The sequence below is a fragment of the uncultured Phascolarctobacterium sp. genome (assembly GCF_905212365.1).
GTDB lineage: Bacteria > Bacillota > Negativicutes > Acidaminococcales > Acidaminococcaceae > Phascolarctobacterium_A.
This window is the reverse complement of record NZ_CAJMEH010000044.1, coordinates 1-18,343: the sequence shown is the minus strand read 5'-3', so window position 1 is coordinate 18,343 and position 18,343 is coordinate 1. Positions and strand designations below refer to the sequence as shown.

The following is an 18,343-nucleotide window of genomic DNA, read 5'->3' as shown; positions in this document are numbered from 1 at the left end:
CCGTGAATTGCAGGGTAAATAAGATGGCGGACAGAGAGAAAATTTTACGTTATTTTAAAGCTGGCGGTGACGAGCAGCTGGCGGCTAAGCTCCTGGATTTAGCCGAAGGCGCGCATAAAAGCCGCAAGTTCCGCGTCAGCGAATTTTTAGACCCCCACGCCTATAACGTGGCGGAAATTATCGCTGCTAATTTTGACAGCGTTAAGCTGGAGGCGGACGGCGGCTTTGCCAATGCCGAAAGAGTGAAGGCGGCTTTTGTGGCCGAAGATTTTTACGGCCGTCCGGATTTCGGCATGGCCTTCCTCTTGGCGTCCTGGGACAAGCGCTATTACGATTTGTCCCACCGCGATATTTTGGGCGCGTTTATGGGCACGGGCTGCAAGCGCGAAGCCCTGGGCGATATTGTTTTTGTGCCCGAAGGCGCGCAGCTGGTCGTGGATAAGACGCTGCTGAATTATTTATTCAGCAACCTGACGCAAATCGGCGCGGCCCCAGTAGCGCTGACGGAAATTCCGCGGGAAGAATTGCTGCAGAAGGAAGAAAAGGTGAAGGTCATTAACGCTACGGTGGCGGACCTGCGCCTGGACGCAGTGGCGGCGGCAGGCTACGGCGTGTCCCGCAGCCGCATGGCGGACGAAATTAAAAGCTTGAACGTCAAGGTCAACTGGAAGGAAGCCAAAAAAGCGGCGCAGCCCGTCAGCGAAGGCGACGTTTTATCCTTCCGCGGCCGCGGGCGCGTAGAAGTGGCGGAAATTCGCGGCACGACGAAAAAAGGGCGCATCAGCGTCACGCTGAAGCGTTATATATAATAAGTAGGAGGATGAAAAATGCTAACTCCTGACGATATAAAAAATAAAAGCTTTCCCAAGGGCTTCCGCGGTTATGAAACGGAAGAAGTGGATAAGTTTATGGCCGAGCTGCTTAAGGAATACCAATATTTGTATCTGGATAACCTGGAGCAGAAGGAAACCATCGAGCGGGTCAGCTCCAAGCTGGAATATTATCAGCAGATGGAGGCCACCATGCAGAGCACGCTGACGGTAGCGCAGGAAACTGCCGACGAGGTGAAGGCCAACAGCGAGAAGAAGGCGGCGCTATTGGAGCAGGAAACCGCCGTGAAATGCGAGCAGCAGCTGGCGGACGCCAAGGCGGCGGCGCAAAAGCTGCACGACGACACGATGGCCCACGCGGAAAACCTTTATAATCAGACGAAGGTCAAAACGGACAATATGCTGCAGGCCGCTATGGCCGAAAGCAATAAGCTGCGCGAGGAGGCCAAGGCCTACGCCGATAATTTGCGGCGCACCGCCGAGGCGGAAACGGATAAGCTACGCCTGACGACGGAGGATTTGTGTAAAAAGCGCAGCAATTCGGCGTCGGCGGAAGCCAATAAGCTGCTGGAGGACGCCCGCAGCGAGGTGGGCAAAATGATGCTGGAAGCCAACGGCAAGTACCGCAAAATTGTGGGCGACGCCGAGGAGCGCAGCCGTAAAATAATTTTTGAGGCCGAGGCCAGGGCGTCGCTGGCGGAGCAGGCCTACGCCGAGCAGGTGAAAAAATCCATGCTGCACCGCAAGCATATGCAGCATCTGCTGGAAACGCAGCTGGAGCTGATAAAAAACTTTAACAATCAATCCGAATAGTAGAGCGGAGGGTTAGTGATGATTATTTTGGTGCGACATGGCGAGGCGACTCACCATACTCTGCATCTAACCGGCGGCTGGACGGACTCGCAGCTGACGGATAAGGGAAGGGCGCAGATAAGAGCGGCGGCGGTTAAGCTGGCGCTGGATTTTGACGGACGCAAGGAAAAGCTGCGTATTTTAGCCAGCGATTTGCAGCGGGCCGCAGAATCGGCGCAGATTATTGCGCAGGTCATGAATTTTGCCGGCGAGATTGAATATTGCTCCTTCTTGCGCGAAAAGAATAACGGCATTGCGGCGGGCATGACCGAGGAGGAAGCCAAGGGCTGCTTCCGTAAGGCGGCGTCGGACCGGGAGCTGGACCACCGCAATTATCCCGGCGGGGAAACGCGCCGCGAATTTTATGAGCGCAATGTCAGGGGCCTGTGGCGCTGCGCCGATTTGGAAAAGGAAAATCTTTTAATCGTGGCGCATAAGGGCACGGTGCAGAATATTATTTTCCGCTGGCTGGGAATGGATATGCAACAGGTGGTGGATTTTAATTTTTCGGTGGATATCGCGCCTGCCAGCGTCACCGTTCTGGGCGTCAATAAATGGCACGAGCATAATATTTACCGCCTGAACGACGTCAGCCACTTATCCCGGGCCAGCGGCTTCGGCGTTTTTGATTTTAAATATGAGAAAAAGTAGAACAGAAAATATCGTTTGGGTTGACTTCTACACTTCCCTAAGATATAATGATAATTGTTTTAAATATTGCTAACGCGATGATAAAGACAGTAGCCTGCGGCGCGGGGCAAGCGAGCTGGGGATGGTGGGAGCCCGGCCGTCAGCAAAACAGGTGAAAATCACTTTGGAGCGGATGGGACGAAAGCAGTAGTTCCATACGGTGGCGCCCGATAAAGCGCACACGAGTGGCGGCGGCTTTGGGCGCTGTCATGAGGGTGGTACCACGGAGTAGTGATTTTTATAGGCTTCGTCCCTTGTAGCGGGACGGAGCCTTTTTATACGGGCGATAAAGCGCCATCTGCTTTGTCGCAGCTCCTAGAAGTACTTATTGTACGTCGTTGTCGCTGCTTCGCGCATCTGACGCTTTCTGGCCCGTATAGGTTAATAAAGGTAATGCTTGTATTATATTTTCACTTGGAGGTTATGGACAATGGATTATGGTAAAACTCTGAATCTGCCTGAAACCGAGTTCCCGATGCGCGCAGGCTTGCCGCAGCGCGAACCGGACTTTTTGAAATTCTGGCAGGAAAACGACATTTATAATAAAAAGCAGGCGCTGCATGCTGGGCAGCCGAAATTTGTGCTGCACGACGGCCCTCCCTATGCCAACGGCAAGATTCACATGGGCACGGCGCTGAATAAAATTTTGAAGGATATCATTGTAAAATATAAATATGCCCGCGGCTTCGATACTCCGTATGTGCCGGGCTGGGATACTCACGGTATGCCCATCGAGCACGCCTGCATCAAGGAGCTGGGCCTGAACCGCAACGAGCTGGACGTGCTGACGCTGCGTGCTAAGTGCCATGATTTCGCTTTGCAATGGCTGAACGTACAGCGCGAGGATTTTAAACGACTGGGTGTGCTGGGCGATTGGGAACATCCCTACGTTACTCTGCATCACAGCTTTGAAGCGGAGCAGATTCGCGTATTCGGCACGATGGCCAATAAGGGCTACATCTACAAGGGCAAAAAGACCGTGTACTGGTGCCCCCATTGCGAAACTGCGCTGGCTGAAGCAGAAATTGAATACGGCGAGCAAAAGACTCCCACTATTTTCGTAAAGATGCCTTTGGTTAAGGATAACGGCATGACGCCGGAGGCCGCCAAGGGCAAGAAGGCTTATATGGTAATTTGGACCACCACGCCCTGGACTATTCCGGCCAACGTGGCGGTGGCGCTAAACCCTGATTTGGAATATGCATGGGTGGAATGCGAAGGCGAAGTGCTCTTTATGGCTAAGGAGCTGTTGGGCGAGGTTGGCAAAAAATGCCAGAAGGATTTGTCCAACGTGCTGGGCACTACCATGGGCCGCGATATGGAGTACGCCGAATGCGTGCATCCCTTCCCCGAATATAATAACCGCCGTTCTCTCGTAGTTATGGCCGACTATGTAACGCTGGAAGCCGGTACGGGCTGCGTACATACCGCTCCCGGTCATGGCGACGTGGACTTTGAAACCGGTCTGAAATATAAGCTGCCGATTCTGTGCCCTGTCGACGCTCAGGGCAAGCTGACGGAAGAAGCAGGCGAGCGCTTTAAGGGTATGTTTGTTTTCGACGCCAATATTCCGGTGCTGAAATATCTGGCCGAGCTGAACTGCCTGCTGGGCAAGGAAAATATTAAGCACCAATACGCTCACTGCTGGCGCTGCAAGAACCCCATTATTTTCCGCGCTACCTCGCAATGGTTCGCTTCCGTCGACGGCTTCCGCGACGAAGCTTTGCAGGCTATCGACAGCGACGTGCAGTGGATTCCCTCCTGGGGCCGCCAGCGCATCCATAATATGGTCAGCGACCGTCACGACTGGTGCATCAGCCGCCAGCGCGTTTGGGGCGTGCCCATCCCCGTGTTCTACTGCGATAACTGCGGCGAGCATTTGATTAATGAAGAAACGATTAACGCCGTTGCCGATTGGTTTGAAAAGGAGGGCAGCGACGCCTGGTGGGCTCATTCCGCCGAAGAGCTGCTGCCTGCCGGAACTGTTTGCCCCAAGTGCGGACATAATCATTTCCACAAGGAAACGGATATCATGGACGTATGGTTCGACAGCGGTTCCTCCCATATGGCTGTGGCCGCTAAACGTCCGGAGCTGTGCTGGCCTGTGGATATGTATTTGGAAGGCAGCGACCAGCACCGCGGCTGGTTCCAGTCCTCTTTGCTGACCTCCGTTGCCGTTACCGGCAAGGCTCCTTATAAATCCGTGCTGACCCACGGCTATGTAGTGGACGGCGAAGGCCGCAAGATGTCCAAATCCGTCGGTAACGTTATCGTGCCGCAGGACGTAATCAAGCAATACGGCGCGGACATTATCCGCCTGTGGGCCGCTTCTTCCGATTACAAGGCTGATATTCGCATTTCGCCTAAGATTTTGAAGCAGCTGTCCGAGGTATACCGCAAGATTCGCAATACCATGCGCTACATCTTAGGCAATACCAACGACTTTGATTATGAAAAGGACGCCGTTCCCTTCAGCGAAATGCTGGAGCTGGATAAATGGGCGCTGATGCACTTGCAGCTGTTGAAAAAAGAAGTTACCGCCGCTTACGAAAGCTACGACTTCCATGTGCTGTACCATGCCATCCATAATTTCTGCACCGTGGAAATGTCCAGCTTCTATCTGGATATTATTAAAGACCGTTTGTACGCTTACAAGGCCGGCAGCAAGGAGCGCCGCAGCGCGCAGACCGCTATGCACGAAATTCTTATGGATTTGATTGTGATGCTGACGCCTGTTTTGAGCTTCACCATGGAGGAGGTATGGCAGTTTATGCGTAAGCCTGCCAACGCTCCCGAGTCCGTACAGATGCTGCCGTGGCCGGAAATTAAAGAAGAATATATCGACGAAGCTTTGGAAGCAAAATGGGATAACTTCATCGGCATCCGCAGCGAAATCACCAAGGTGCTGGAGTTGGCGCGCCGCGACAAGAAGATTGGCCATTCCTTGGACGCTAAGGTAGAGCTGCACGCTGAGGGCGAGGCTTTGGCTATTCTGCAATCCGTAGAAAAGGATTTGGCAACGTTGCTCATCGTTTCTCAGGCTGCAGTAGTGGAGGGCGCTGCCGGCGGCGCAGAAGCTACGGGCCGCGAGGATTTGAAGGTTACGGTTATGCCGGCCGAGGGCCAGAAGTGCGAACGCTGCTGGATTTACAGCGACGAGGTAGGGCAGGACGCCGAGCATCCGACGCTGTGCCACCGCTGCGCGGAAGCGGTAAAATAAGCCGCTTGACGGGCAAATTATGATTAGAAAACCGTGTGAGATTAAATTTTCTTGCACGGTTTTTCTTTTTATGGTATTGTTTACGATGTACAATTTTGATTTATCGTGAAGGGGTAAAAATAAGGTTCCTGCCAGCCGTATGGAGTTCGATGCTTGCGGCCATTACGCCCGCCCGGACGTTTTGCAGCTGAACGTGCTGGATAAGTAAAAGCGCGGTAAAATTTACTTGTCATTTGAAAATAATATTTTTATTTGCGTTTGATGCGTGATATAATGATAGTACTATAATTTTTTACGGAGGTGAACCTGTCCCGCTGCGTTTTGTGCAGCCGGCAGATTTGTTTGGACTATCTTATAATTATCTTTAATATTATCGTAGTGTTTTTCCTGGTGGCGCTGAACGGCTTTTTCGTGGCGTCGGAATTTTCTATTGTGAAGGTGCGCCCTTCGCGTTTGGACGCCTTAATAAAAGAAGGCAACCGCCGGGCGGTGCACGCTAAAAAGGTAACGGAGCATCTGGACGCTTTCCTTTCCGTAACCCAGCTGGGCATTACTATTGCTTCCCTGGGCCTTGGCTGGATTGGCGAGCCTACGGTGGCGCAGATTATGCACCCCGTATTTCAGCTGTTGAACCTGTCGCCGCAGATGGAGCATACGCTGGCCTTTGTGGTGGGCTTCAGCGTAATTACCGCTCTACACATTGTTTTAGGCGAGCTGGTGCCCAAGTCCTTGTCCATTCAGCGCACGGAAGAAATCGTACTGTTCGTAGCGTGGCCGCTGCTGCTGTTCGATAAGCTGATGTATCCTGCCGTGTGGATTTTGAACCATGTGGCTAACTGGGTGCTGCGCCGTTTGGGAGTGGAGGCCGCCAGCGAGGCGGAAGAAGCCCATAACGAGGAAGAAATCCGTATATTAATGGAAGAAAGCCATAAGCACGGCTATATCGATAAAACGGAACTGACCTATCTGGATAATGTTTTCGATTTTTCCGACCGCCGCGCCAGCGATATTATGGTGCCGCGTACCGATATGGTGTGCTTGTATCTGGACGAGCCTGTGGAGGAAAATATCAAAACGGCGCTCAACGAGCGCATGACGCGCTACCCAATTTGTCAGGAGGACAAGGACCATATCGTCGGCTTTTTGCATATCAAGGATTTGCTGCGCGATTTGAACGCCGGTACTACGCCCGACCTGCGCGCTTTGGCCCGCGACGTGTTGCTGGTGCCGGAATCCTTGCCCATCAGTAAGCTGCTGCGCATGCTGCAGAAGCACCGCAGCCAGCTGGCAGTTTTAATCGACGAATACGGCGGCACTGCCGGTATGGTGACGGTGGAGGATATCCTGGAGGAAATCGTCGGTGAGATTCAGGATGAGTTCGACGAGGAACGGCCGGAGGTAGAGGATAAGGGCAGCAAGACCTATTCTGTGGACGGCAAAATGCTGCTGGACGACGTTAACGACTTCTTCGAGCTGGAACTGGATACGGAAAACTGCGATACTATCGGCGGTTGGGTGTACGCTCAAATAGACTATCCGCCTAAGGTGGGGCAGAAGGTGAAGACCGACGCCGCCGAATTTACGGTGGAGGAAGTGGATAAAATGCGGATTACCCGTGTGCGCATTCAGCTTTTGCACGAGCCGGAAAATATTCACGAGGAGCTGCAGGAGGAATATTTGAACGACGTGCAGTAAGGGAATTTGTAAGGCCGCTGGAACGGCGGCTGCACGATTTTTTCTGCACGGAGCCGGAAGAAATGTATAATAAAGAATTGGCTGTGCGCTTGGCGCAGAAGCACAGCGCATAAAATGGTTTAACTTAATATCAGTAAAATTTTCAGCGCAGGCTGTGTACGATGAAGGTATGCAGCCTGCGTTTTTTTTTGAAAGCTGCCTTGCATCCCAAGAAGTCCCCCGTAATAAAAAAAGTTGGCAGTCGTGAGCCTGGCGCATAGGCAAGCAGCGATAGTGTGTTTTACCACGAACAAAAAACTTGCCGGGGGGACTTCTGTGCTATAATTTAAAAGGATAACTAGAAGATGAGAGAAAATGCTTCTGCGAAATGATTGACGGCAGAACATGTAACGAAATATTTGCAGGGAAGCTCTGATTAAATCGGCAAGAGCTGACAGCGAGAGATTTATTCAGAGCTTTTTATAAAGCTTATAGCAGGAGGTTGCAGTGATGAAAAAAATTACGACAATAGCAGCGACGTTGCTGTGTACCACAATCAGTACGGCAGCTTTGGCAGCATCGCCCATACCCAGCTTCGATAAGGAGGCTGTGACTACGCATCCATATAACCGCACCGGCCAGCAGCAGGCGGAAGTAAAAAACGAGCAGCCAACTGCCTCGGGCTATCAGGCAGGCAACACGGGTACAGCAGAAAACCCGGCTTTTTTTGTTAATGAAATCACACTGACAGGCTTTGCACTGCCGGACAAGGAAGGCAAGCTGCAAGAAATTTTAAACAGCTACAGTAAGCGCAGCGTAGGTATGGACGAATTGCAGGCTTTAACTCAGGTTGTGACTGATTACGCCCGTAGCTGCGGTTACACCGTGGCCCAGGCTGTGGTTCCGCCGCAGCAAATAGAAAACGGCAAACTTGAAATTAAAGTCTATGTCGCCAGCTTCGATACGGTGAAGATTACGCGCAATGACAGCGAGGTAGCGGACAGCGTTCTGCAAAGCTTTGCCGCGCCCTTAAAGAGCGGCGCAGTAATTACGGATAAAAAGCTGGAGAGTGTCCTGAATAATTTAAACGACTTGCCGGGCGTGATTGCCCGCGGCGTACTGCGACCGGGAAGTCAGCCGGTGACTACGGCTTTGGAAATTGAAGCCATAGAGCGCAGGGTGTGGAACAATTATGTATTCGTAGATAACGGCGGCAGCAAGAGCAGCGGGCGTTATCGTTACGGCTTCCATACGGAAGTCAACAACCCCGGTCGCAACGGCGACAAGATTGGCGTCAGCGGCTATATAAGCAATAAGCATACGAAAAACTACGGCGTGAATTACGAAACTGCCATCGGCAGCCGGGGAACACGTTGGGGCGTAGGCTACAGCCGCAGCAACTACGATTTGGGCACGGTGGATTTCTGGAATCCTACGGGCGAATCCGAAGGCTTCAGCTTCTACGGTCTGACGCCGGTATACCGCGATATGAGCAAACGGGTAACGGCAATTTACGGTTATGACCACCGCAAAATCACCGACGACCTGCGCTTTGACTTAATACCCGGTCTGGGACTGCGTTTGAGTACGGAAAAGAGCGCCGACGTGCTGCATGTGGGCATTGCAACCAGCGAATATCTGCCCAACCGCTTTACCAGCGCTAATTTGATTTATTGGTACGGCGATATCGACACCAAGGACGGCGGCGCGTATTACGACGGCGCTTATCATAAATTAACGGCGGACTTTAACCATGTGCGCTACTGGAAGCTGTGGAATTTGCGCTTTGAAGCCCACGCCCAGCTGGCAAACCGCGGGCTGGACGGCAGCGAACGCTTTTATTTGGGCGGTTTGAGCGGTGTGCGCGCGTATCCGGCAAGCGAGACCAGCGGCGACACGGGCTACACGGCGACTATGGAGCTGCGGCGCGCGACTGGCATCGAGGGCTTGGAGGCGGCGGCCTTTATCGACGTGGGAGAGGTGAACCGCTTTAAGGATTATGGCAGCGACCACCGCAAGCTGGCAGGCTGGGGTCTGGGACTGCGCTATAACAAACCCAACGATTGGCACGCTCAATTTGATTACGCCTGGAAGATAGACGGCGAGGATTATGTAAGTGAGGACCACAATCATAAAGGACGTATGTGGTTCCAGATTTATAAGATGTTTTAACGAGGTGCAATTATGAAAAGAAGTAAAAGGATAAACCATCTTATACGTTTAACCTGCCTGGCAGGCGCAGTGTTCTGTTACAGCGCAGTGGGCTACGCTGCCGTTATGAGCAACGCTGCGCTGCCGGAAAATGGCAATATTGTTGCGGGCGGCGGTAGTATTGGGGCTACTGTTAATAATATCATGAATATTAGCGGTCTTGACAATACCGTCATAAAATGGGACAGCTTCAATATCGGCAGCGTGGCGACGGTGAATTTTTCCGGCGAGGATAATTTCAACGTTTTGAACTACGTTGCCAGCGGCGGCAGCATGTCGCAAATCCACGGCACAATGAACGCTCAAGGCGGCAATGTGTATTTAGTCAATCCGGCGGGCGTTTTCATCGGCAAATCGGCGCAGATTGACGTGGGCAGTTTATATGTTTCCAATAAAAAAATAGAGGAGAGTAAATTAGTAAGCTTCAATGAGGCTAAAAATGCTTTGAGCTCTGTTGCACCTACGAGTACAGAGCTGATGAGCTTGGGTCATATTAACGCTACCAAGATTACCTTTGACGGTAGTCGCATTGTGCTGGATACGGAATATGTGACAAAAGATACTGATACGCCTATCGGTGCGGACAATATCAATATTATTGCGCCAGATAAGAATGATGTGGTTTTAGGTTACAGCGCGTATGACGCTACATTAGATAATAATGGTAAAGCAGTTGGCTATGCTGGTAAAAATAATAATGAAGTTATTGCCAAAGTAAATGACGAAGACTTCACCAAAGCGAACGGCTACATGTGGATTGAGGACGTGGAGCAGCTGCAGGCCATGAACACCAACCCGGGCGGCAATTACGCCCTGCGCAACGGCATCGACGCTACCAATACTGCGGAAAAGCCTTTTGAAGCTATAAAAGATTTTACAGGCAAGCTGGACGGCTTGGCAGGCCGCGTCGAGGGCGTGAACTTTTCCATTTTCGATTTGCATGTTGGCAGTGAAGCTGCTGGAGACAAGCAGGGCTTGTTTGCCAATACAAATAATGCAACGCTGAAAAATTTAATTTTTGTTTCCGGCAGTACGCAGGGCAGCGGCCAAAATATTGGTACGTTGGTGGGCAGCGCTGTTGACGGCGTGATTGAGAACGTAAAGAGCAGTTCTAATGTTACCGGCGGCGCAGGCAGCTCCAATGTGGGCGGCATTGTGGGCAGTGCGAGCGGCGTAATTATGTCCGATTTGCTGAACACCGGCGCGGTGCAGGGTCATGAAAACGTGGGCGGTATTGTCGGCAGCATGGCAGGCGGCGAGCTCAAGGGGCAGTCCTATAATCTGGGCGCTGTGACGGGAATTGGCGATAACAAAACTAGTATCCCATTTGAATCAGTTTGGGATAGTATGGGAAATACCGGGGATGTTCAGTGGGGAAATCATCACGATGAAATCTGGATAAAAACAGAGGATGGCAAGATACGTGAAGCTACTTTTGCCGATTTTCAGAAACAGACAGGAGGGGAATATAAAGATCAATATATTGTAAACGATATTCGTGGCTTTGTAGTACGCTTGCTTATGACTGATCAAGATTTTGATAATCAAGGTTATGATGCTGCTCTTGTAGAGACGCTAAAGGATATTCCCAAAACTACTGATGTTGGTTCGATTAATAAAAATAATATCGAGCTGGAGTATATGTACGATGGGAAAATTCACGCCGGATATAGAAAAAATGAAGCTATTAAAATTAGTGAGCTTGTAAATTATACTCCTGGCGATTACTCACATAACATAGGCGGCTTAGTAGGGTCTGCGACAAACAATGCTACTATTGGCGATGTTAACGGCCCGCAGGTCTTTAACCAGATGAGCGTGACCGGCGGCTATAACGTGGGCGGCATTGTCGGCAATCTGCAGGATTCTGTCGTACAGAACGCCGCCAATAACGGCAATATTACAGCGACGGGCTATACCGTGGGCTTGTACAAATTCCATACTGATAATGATAATAATTATTATACATTTATTACTGATGAAAATGGCGTTGCGACCAAGGCGTTTTACGCAGCCAATGCGGGCGGCATTGTCGGCAACAGCAACAGTCAGCTTGGGGACGGCGGAAATAGCTTTATAAAAAATGTTATCAATACCGGCAGCATCGCTACAGCAACTGCTGAGTATGCAGCCAATGTCGACGATGTAGAAACGAAATATACCTACTACATTGCCGGCAACGTGGGTGGTATCGCCGGCTCTGCCGTAAATACGGCAATTAACCAGGCGGAAAACAAGGAAAATACCGTTTTTGGCGCTAATAACGTGGGCGGCATTGCCGGTTATCTGGAAAACGGCACAATTAATGACGCTACCAATAACGGCGGCGAAATAAAGGCTACCGGCGGGCGGTACAGCAACGGCCTTCTCAAAGAATGGATCAGGAAAGAAGGTACTTATTCTGGGAACGAGGAAGTAATCGTCGGCAACGCGGGCGGCATCGTCGGCTATTTGTACGGCGACAGCGCTTCTATTACCGGCGCGGGCAACCGCGGCACTGTCCATTCGGAGGATGTTGCCGAGGACCAACAGCCTGTGGACATTAACCGGGCAGCCAACGTGGGCGGCATTGTCGGCAAGATTGACCGCAGTAAAACTATTGAGGATATTAACACACTTAAGGATGAAAAAGGCTTGTTAAATGCTGCCGTCAGCAACAGCTACAACACCGGCGATGTGCGCGGCTATACGGGCGTGGGCGGCATTGCCGGCATGATGTACAACGGCGAGATCGCCGCCAGCTATAATCTGGGCAATTTGCGCAGTACCTTTAATACAGAAAGCAAGTTTTCTGCTTTAAACATGGGCGGCATTGTGGGCGATACCACCGAGAATACTAAAGCCGCCGTTTTGCTGTATGACGTATATAACAAGGGGCAGATCGGCGATGAGAAATTTACATATTTTGGCCGCCATGTGGGCGGCGTGGTCGGCCGTCTTTCCGGCACGGTAGAAAAGGCCTACAACACAGGCGCTATTTATAATGCCTCAACTGCAACAGGCGGCGTCGCCGGTTGGATAGCTGAAGGCTCTTTATCCAATGTGTTTAATACCGGAAATGTAACTGTTATCAACAAAAACGCGGAGGATTCGAATAATTCAGCTGCAAACAAAAGTAATACGGGCGGCATTGCCGGTTCTGTTAAAGGTAACTCTGTTGGTACGATAACAATAAATAATGCATATAATTTAGGTACTATCAGGGCATTTGCTATCTCTGACGTGACTAGTACGGCTACCAGCGGTATCGTTGGTAGAATTTTAAACGATTCCGATTCCAAGGTTGAGATCTCAAATGTGTATACATCGGGTGAAATTTTTGCTGGGTATATAACAGAAGAGAACTTAAATAATAAAGAGTTAGCTAGCAGTGGGTACAATACGGAGCATGCTATCATTGGAGACGGCAATGCTACAGTAAAAAATGCCTACTATATCGCGCCTGATCCAGAAAAGACGGCTACAGTCGTAACAGGAGCGGACCAAGATACACAGCAAAATGGTAAATTCGTTTCTCTTATAGGCAGCAATAGACTTGACGGCGCTACTCCCATAGCATACGAAGCTAGATTTAACCTTTCCAGTTGGAATGATTTCTTTAGTAATAGCGGTGATAGTTCCTCAAGCTGGCGTATGTACAGCTATACTGACGATAATGACAACACCATCGGCACTACTCCCATCCTGAACGCCTTTATGCCCACTGCTGAAGAGTATTTTGGCTATAAGGCTGACCCGGACAGTCAAAAAATTAATTGGGAAAGTAACAACATCGCAAGCGTCCAGTATGGTACTGCCTATAATCCGATGCTGACCATCGTCAACATGAAGGATAACACGAAAGACTTAGCGCTTGACTGGAAACAGGTTGGTATCAAAAAGAGCGGAGGACTGGCGGTTTACGGCAGCGGGCTGGAGATTACTAATTTTGTCAACGCTACGGAAAGCAACTATTACGGCGGCCTTATCTATGCCGACGGCGCTTTGAGCATTGCGAGCGATACCGATGCATCTTTACGCTTGGGTAGCGCGTCCGAAATTTACGGCTCCAGCGTAACGATTAAAAATAAGGGCGACATTGTCGGCTACGGCAAAATTACCGCTACGGGCAATGGCGAAAAGAGCGACGTTAACATTACTGGCGCTAACGTGGAGCTGCTCGGTCAGGTAACGGCAGCACAAGAGAGTCAGCAAACTATTATTGATGGCATCAATAATACGCCTAAGAAGATTGATTATACCGATACGCTCAATCCTTTCCAAGCGATGCCTGACGTAGCGAAAAAATACGCTTATACTATTGAGGAAGCTGAAAGCTCCGGCGATATTAATATCGAAGCTACCGCAGAGGACGGCAACGTAAGCGTACTCTTTGGCGTTGCAGAAAAAGGCTATATCAGCAGCGCAGGCTCTTTGAGCTTTAGCGGCAGCAGCGTTTATGTGGACAGCGACGTAAGCTTTGGCAATGGCGCTGACGCTAAGTTTACCATTACTGCCGACGAAGCAGTACTGGATATCAGCAATATCGGTAAAGCGCAGGCTGACGAATATAGCAGCTCTGTACAAATTCTGCATAGCTTCCTAGAACAGGGCAACAAGCTTTCCTTTGCAGGTAAAACTGATGCAAATGTAACCGACGCTATCATTGCCATCGATATGTGGGATGATGCTAACGACAAGTTTGATTTGAACCAATATGATATTACTAGCGATGAGAATTTTGCTGCAGCAATAGAAAATTTAGGTGACAATAAAGGTAAGATTCACATCTGGCTGGACAGCGCCGAACAGCTGCAAGGTATTAATGATTATTATCATGAAAATAATCAGAGCGGCATCTTAACTTATAATTTCGCGTTGAAAAACGATATCGACGCTAACAGCCTGAAAAACTTCCACGGTATTGGTTATGGCCTTGGCGAGAATAAAATTTCGGAAACAGATAGCTCTAACGTTGCTTTTACGGGCAATTTAGACGGTCGCGGCTACAGTATTGTCGGCTTGAGCGTTACTGCGGATAATAGTGATAATGATTACGATTACGTCGGCTTGTTCAGTCGCATAGGCGAAGGTGGCGTCGTTAAGGATTTGAATATCATATCCTCCAATTTTACCGGCAGCAGCGTTGGCGCGGTAGCAGGCCGCAACGAAGGCACAATCGAGAATGTTACTACCTTTGGCAACAGAGTAACGAGCGACGGCGAAGTTTTGACAGACGTTTTTGGAACTGGCGAGCACCAGGTTGGCGCAGCTGGCGGCATTACGGGCATTAACAAGGGTACGATAAGCAATGTAACGGCCAGCGATGCAGTTATCGCAGGTATTGCTGGGGTACGTGGTGATGATGATCAATATATTGATTCTACAGCGGGCGGCATTGCAGGCGTAAATGTAGCGAAAATTAAAGACAGCGTTGCTAATTCGGCAGTGACCAGCAGCGCAGGTGATGCCAACGCTTTGGGCGGCGTTATCGGTATTAATTACGGCAGTAATGCTGAGGCGGATGTGGTAGAAAGCCTAGGCATTGTCAACGGCAAATATAAAGGTGCAGGCGCGAGCGAGGGAATAGTGGTTCGCGCCACGGAAAATATTGGCGGCATTGCTGGCGTTAGCTATAACGGAGCGACTATTTCCAACGCTTATAACGAGGCGCATATCAGCGGCAGTAACGGCGTAGGCGGCATTGTTGGCTACAGCGGTGTCGGTAGCGGTTATACGGGCGCTAATAATACGATAACGAACGCTGTCAATGCAGGCAGCATTATCGGATCTTCCGAAGGACTTACAAATACTAAGGCGGTTCACAATACAGGCGGCTTGGTGGGCAACAGCCAAAATACTTCTATTAATACAGCCCGTAATACCGGCGCTATTCATGGTGAAGAAAATGTCGGCGGTATGGTAGGCACTAACGGCGAGAATTCTACCTTGAATAATGTGACGAACGACGGCAGCGCTACGATTTACGGTAATACGAACGTAGGCGGCGTGGCAGGCGTGAACGAAGGTAGGATCAACGCGGAGGAAAGCCAGCTGATTAATAACGGTACCATTTACGGCAATAATACCGTGGGCGGTATCGCAGGCCTGAATACCGGTACGATTAAAAATACTAACAGCAATATTACTTTGTACGCAACGGGTGATAATTCTCAATATTTCGGCGGCGTTGCTGGACGCAACGAAGGCACTATTACCAGCGCGACTAATACCGGCGATGTATTGGCAGAAGGCGCTGCCTATGTAGGCGGCATTACAGGCGTTAATACTGAGAAAGGAGCTATTACTGGTGCGGGCAATGCCAACAGCGGTACTGTTACCGGCGCAAATTATGTAGGCGGCGTAGCTGGCCTGAACGCAGGCAATGTAAGCGGCACGGAACAAGGTGATATCACTGAAATCCGCAACGACGGTTATGTGCATGCAACTGCTGGCGGCGCAGGCGGCATCTTTGGTGAGAACCGCGCAGAGTTTACTAATGCTAAGCTGGTCAACGGCGGCATTGTTTACGGCGAGGGCGGCGATGATAATGCTAATAGCGGTACCGGCGGCGTTATTGGCGTCAACAGCGGCAATATTAGCAAATCTGATATTATCGGCGAAGCTGGCGGCGTGGTCATCGGCAGTGAAAATGTGGGCGGCCTGATCGGTATTAATGCTGGTACAGTAGAAGGTGGACGTGATGACGGAGATAACTATTACGCACACCAGGTTTACAACAACGGTACGGTAGTAGGCGGAACGTATAAGGAAGCGCTGGAAGAAGTCGGCGATGAAACCAGCTGGACAGCAGTAGACGCTGATGATATAAGTAAGGGCTATTACAGCGTTTCTGACGGTAGCAGCAATATCGGCGGCCTGGTAGGCAGCAATGATACTGATGGCAGCCTGACGCTGGGCTACAACACCGGCGACGTAAAGGGCGACAGCAATGTGGGCGGCATTGCAGGCAGCAATGCTGGCACAATCGACCAGGTATTCAGCGTTGGCACGGTAGCAGGAAATGGAAGCGGTTTAGTTGGCGTTAGCAAGGAAGGTGGAACGCTGAAGAACGCTCACGATAATGGAGTTACTAACATCAATGATGATAATGTTTGGAAAACTTACGGTGATACTAAAGTCCTCAAAAACTTCCTGACAAAGCTGAAGTTTGAAAGCAATAAAAATTCTAAACAAATTGTTTATAATGCACATAAGCAAAGTATCATTGTGAAGGCGGAAGTTAATGCAGAAGGTAATAAAGTTGTCAATGTTTATCTTGATGAAAATGTTGGCAACCTAGATAATAAACTGATCTTGTTAGGTTATTTCGATACTACATCAACGGACGAAAACGCAGCCCATAGCTTGGCGGATTATTTTAATACGCTGGGGCAAGATGACTTGAGCAATCTGCTAATGGGCAAGGAGATGCTCAAAGACGGCGCAAGTAAAACCAACGCTGGTGAGTATAAGGATATCTTCGCTTCGCAGCAAATCAATATCAGTGGTAAAGACGGCAATCCGAATAACCTTGGCTTCGATATTGAGGATGCAGTAACTGTCAATAAGGCTACGATTCAGACCGGCACTGACCCTGCTAATGCTGATATAGTTTTGGACGCTGTGCAGAGAATTTATGGCGATACGAAGTTGCATGAGAGCGCGTATGGCTGGAAATTTGCGGAAGGCTCGACGCTGAATGAGGAGATGCAGGCAGAGATTTCGGAAGGACTCCAGATTGGAGATATAGATCCTACAAATGACAGTGCTTTGGAGTTTAATAAAGATGCTAACGAGTGGCGGACTAACAGTGCTAATGGTGATTACCAATGGACTTGGAATGCTGAGCTTAATGATTTATTTGCTAATTATACCTTTAGTGATAATTCTCAAACAGCTAAGCTTTCTGGTGCTTCATACGTAGATCCAAAAGAGCTGACACTGGACAATATAGTAGCAAGCATCATCTACGGCAACGGCGATAAAACTGTCGATTGGACCAATGTAGTACAAGGCTTGGAGAACGGCAACCTGACTGCGGATAACGGCGTTGTTTACGGCGATAACATTACTGTTGATTACAGAGGAGCAATTGCAAGCGAAGCAGCTGAAAGTGAGTACAAGAACAACCGTGATGACCGTTATACTGCGGACGTAAAAGTTGGTGATGACGGTAATGTAGCAGCGTATGAAGACAGCCTGAAAATCAGTGGAATCAAGATTGGCGGCGATAAGGCAGATAACTATACTATTACTGGTACTGTCAGCGGCGACATTGTAGTTAATAAGGCTGATTTGACGATAACCTTGAGTGAAGTAAAACGTACATACGGCAATACAACCATAGAGGAAGGTGAGTATGCAGCAAAAGGAAACGGTTTAGTCAACGGCGATACAGCTACAAAATGGTCGATAAATGGTACCATTGATGATGATGGCTTGGCAGAAGCTGACGGCGAAATCAGAACCCAGGATAGAGGAACGTATAAATGGAATGTAGGTGCTGAAGATATTACAGCTGAAGGCGTTGCTAAACTGCATAACAACTACAATGTAAATGTAGTAGATGGCAATTCTGTAGTAAACCAAAGAGAGCTGACGCTGGGCGATGTGCTTGCGACGGTAACATACGGCCAGAAGGATATCGACTGGAATAAGGCAGTTGATACCGACAAAGTAAAACTGGAAGGCCTTGTATATAACGACAACGTAACAGTAAGTCTTGGCAATGTAACAGCTGGCGGCAAATATGCTGAAAACAAGGGCAGCAGGGATACTGCGGATGCAGGCGAGTATAAAGAGAGCCTGAATATTGGCGCAAAGCTTGCAGGCGATAAGGCAGATAACTATACTATTACTGGTACTGTCAGCGGCGACATTGTAG

The 18,343-nt window shown here is 49.7% G+C and carries 7 protein-coding genes; all 7 read left to right on the top strand.

Features of this window, described 5'->3' with window-relative positions; all coding sequences use genetic code 11:
• Positions 1–23: 23 nt before the first annotated feature.
• Positions 24–809 carry a YlmH/Sll1252 family protein gene (locus QZ105_RS07515; protein ID WP_366936017.1) on the top strand — a complete coding sequence of 262 codons (786 nt, stop codon included), beginning with the start codon at positions 24–26 and terminating at the stop codon, positions 807–809.
• 18 nt (positions 810–827) lie between these two features.
• Positions 828–1,643, top strand: a complete 816-nt coding sequence (locus tag QZ105_RS07510; RefSeq protein WP_293729230.1) for a DivIVA domain-containing protein — start codon at positions 828–830, stop codon at positions 1,641–1,643.
• An 18-nt stretch (positions 1,644–1,661) separates the two neighbouring features.
• Positions 1,662–2,333 (top strand): histidine phosphatase family protein, encoded by a 672-nt coding sequence (locus QZ105_RS07505; protein WP_293729229.1) that lies wholly within the window; start codon positions 1,662–1,664, stop codon positions 2,331–2,333.
• A gap of 469 nt (positions 2,334–2,802) precedes the next feature.
• Positions 2,803–5,592, top strand: coding sequence for an isoleucine--tRNA ligase (ileS, locus tag QZ105_RS07500; protein WP_293729228.1), 2,790 nt, complete (start codon positions 2,803–2,805; stop codon positions 5,590–5,592).
• Between the two features lie 342 nt (positions 5,593–5,934).
• A complete protein-coding gene (locus QZ105_RS07495; protein ID WP_293729227.1) occupies positions 5,935–7,287 on the top strand; it encodes a hemolysin family protein in 1,353 nt (450 codons plus the stop codon).
• A gap of 489 nt (positions 7,288–7,776) precedes the next feature.
• Entirely contained in the window at positions 7,777–9,438 is a 1,662-nt protein-coding gene (locus tag QZ105_RS07490) for a ShlB/FhaC/HecB family hemolysin secretion/activation protein (RefSeq protein WP_293729226.1), read from the top strand.
• Positions 9,439–9,450: 12 nt separating this feature from the next.
• On the top strand, positions 9,451–18,343 hold an 8,893-nt coding region (locus QZ105_RS07485; RefSeq protein ID WP_293729225.1), incomplete at its 3' end, for a filamentous hemagglutinin N-terminal domain-containing protein.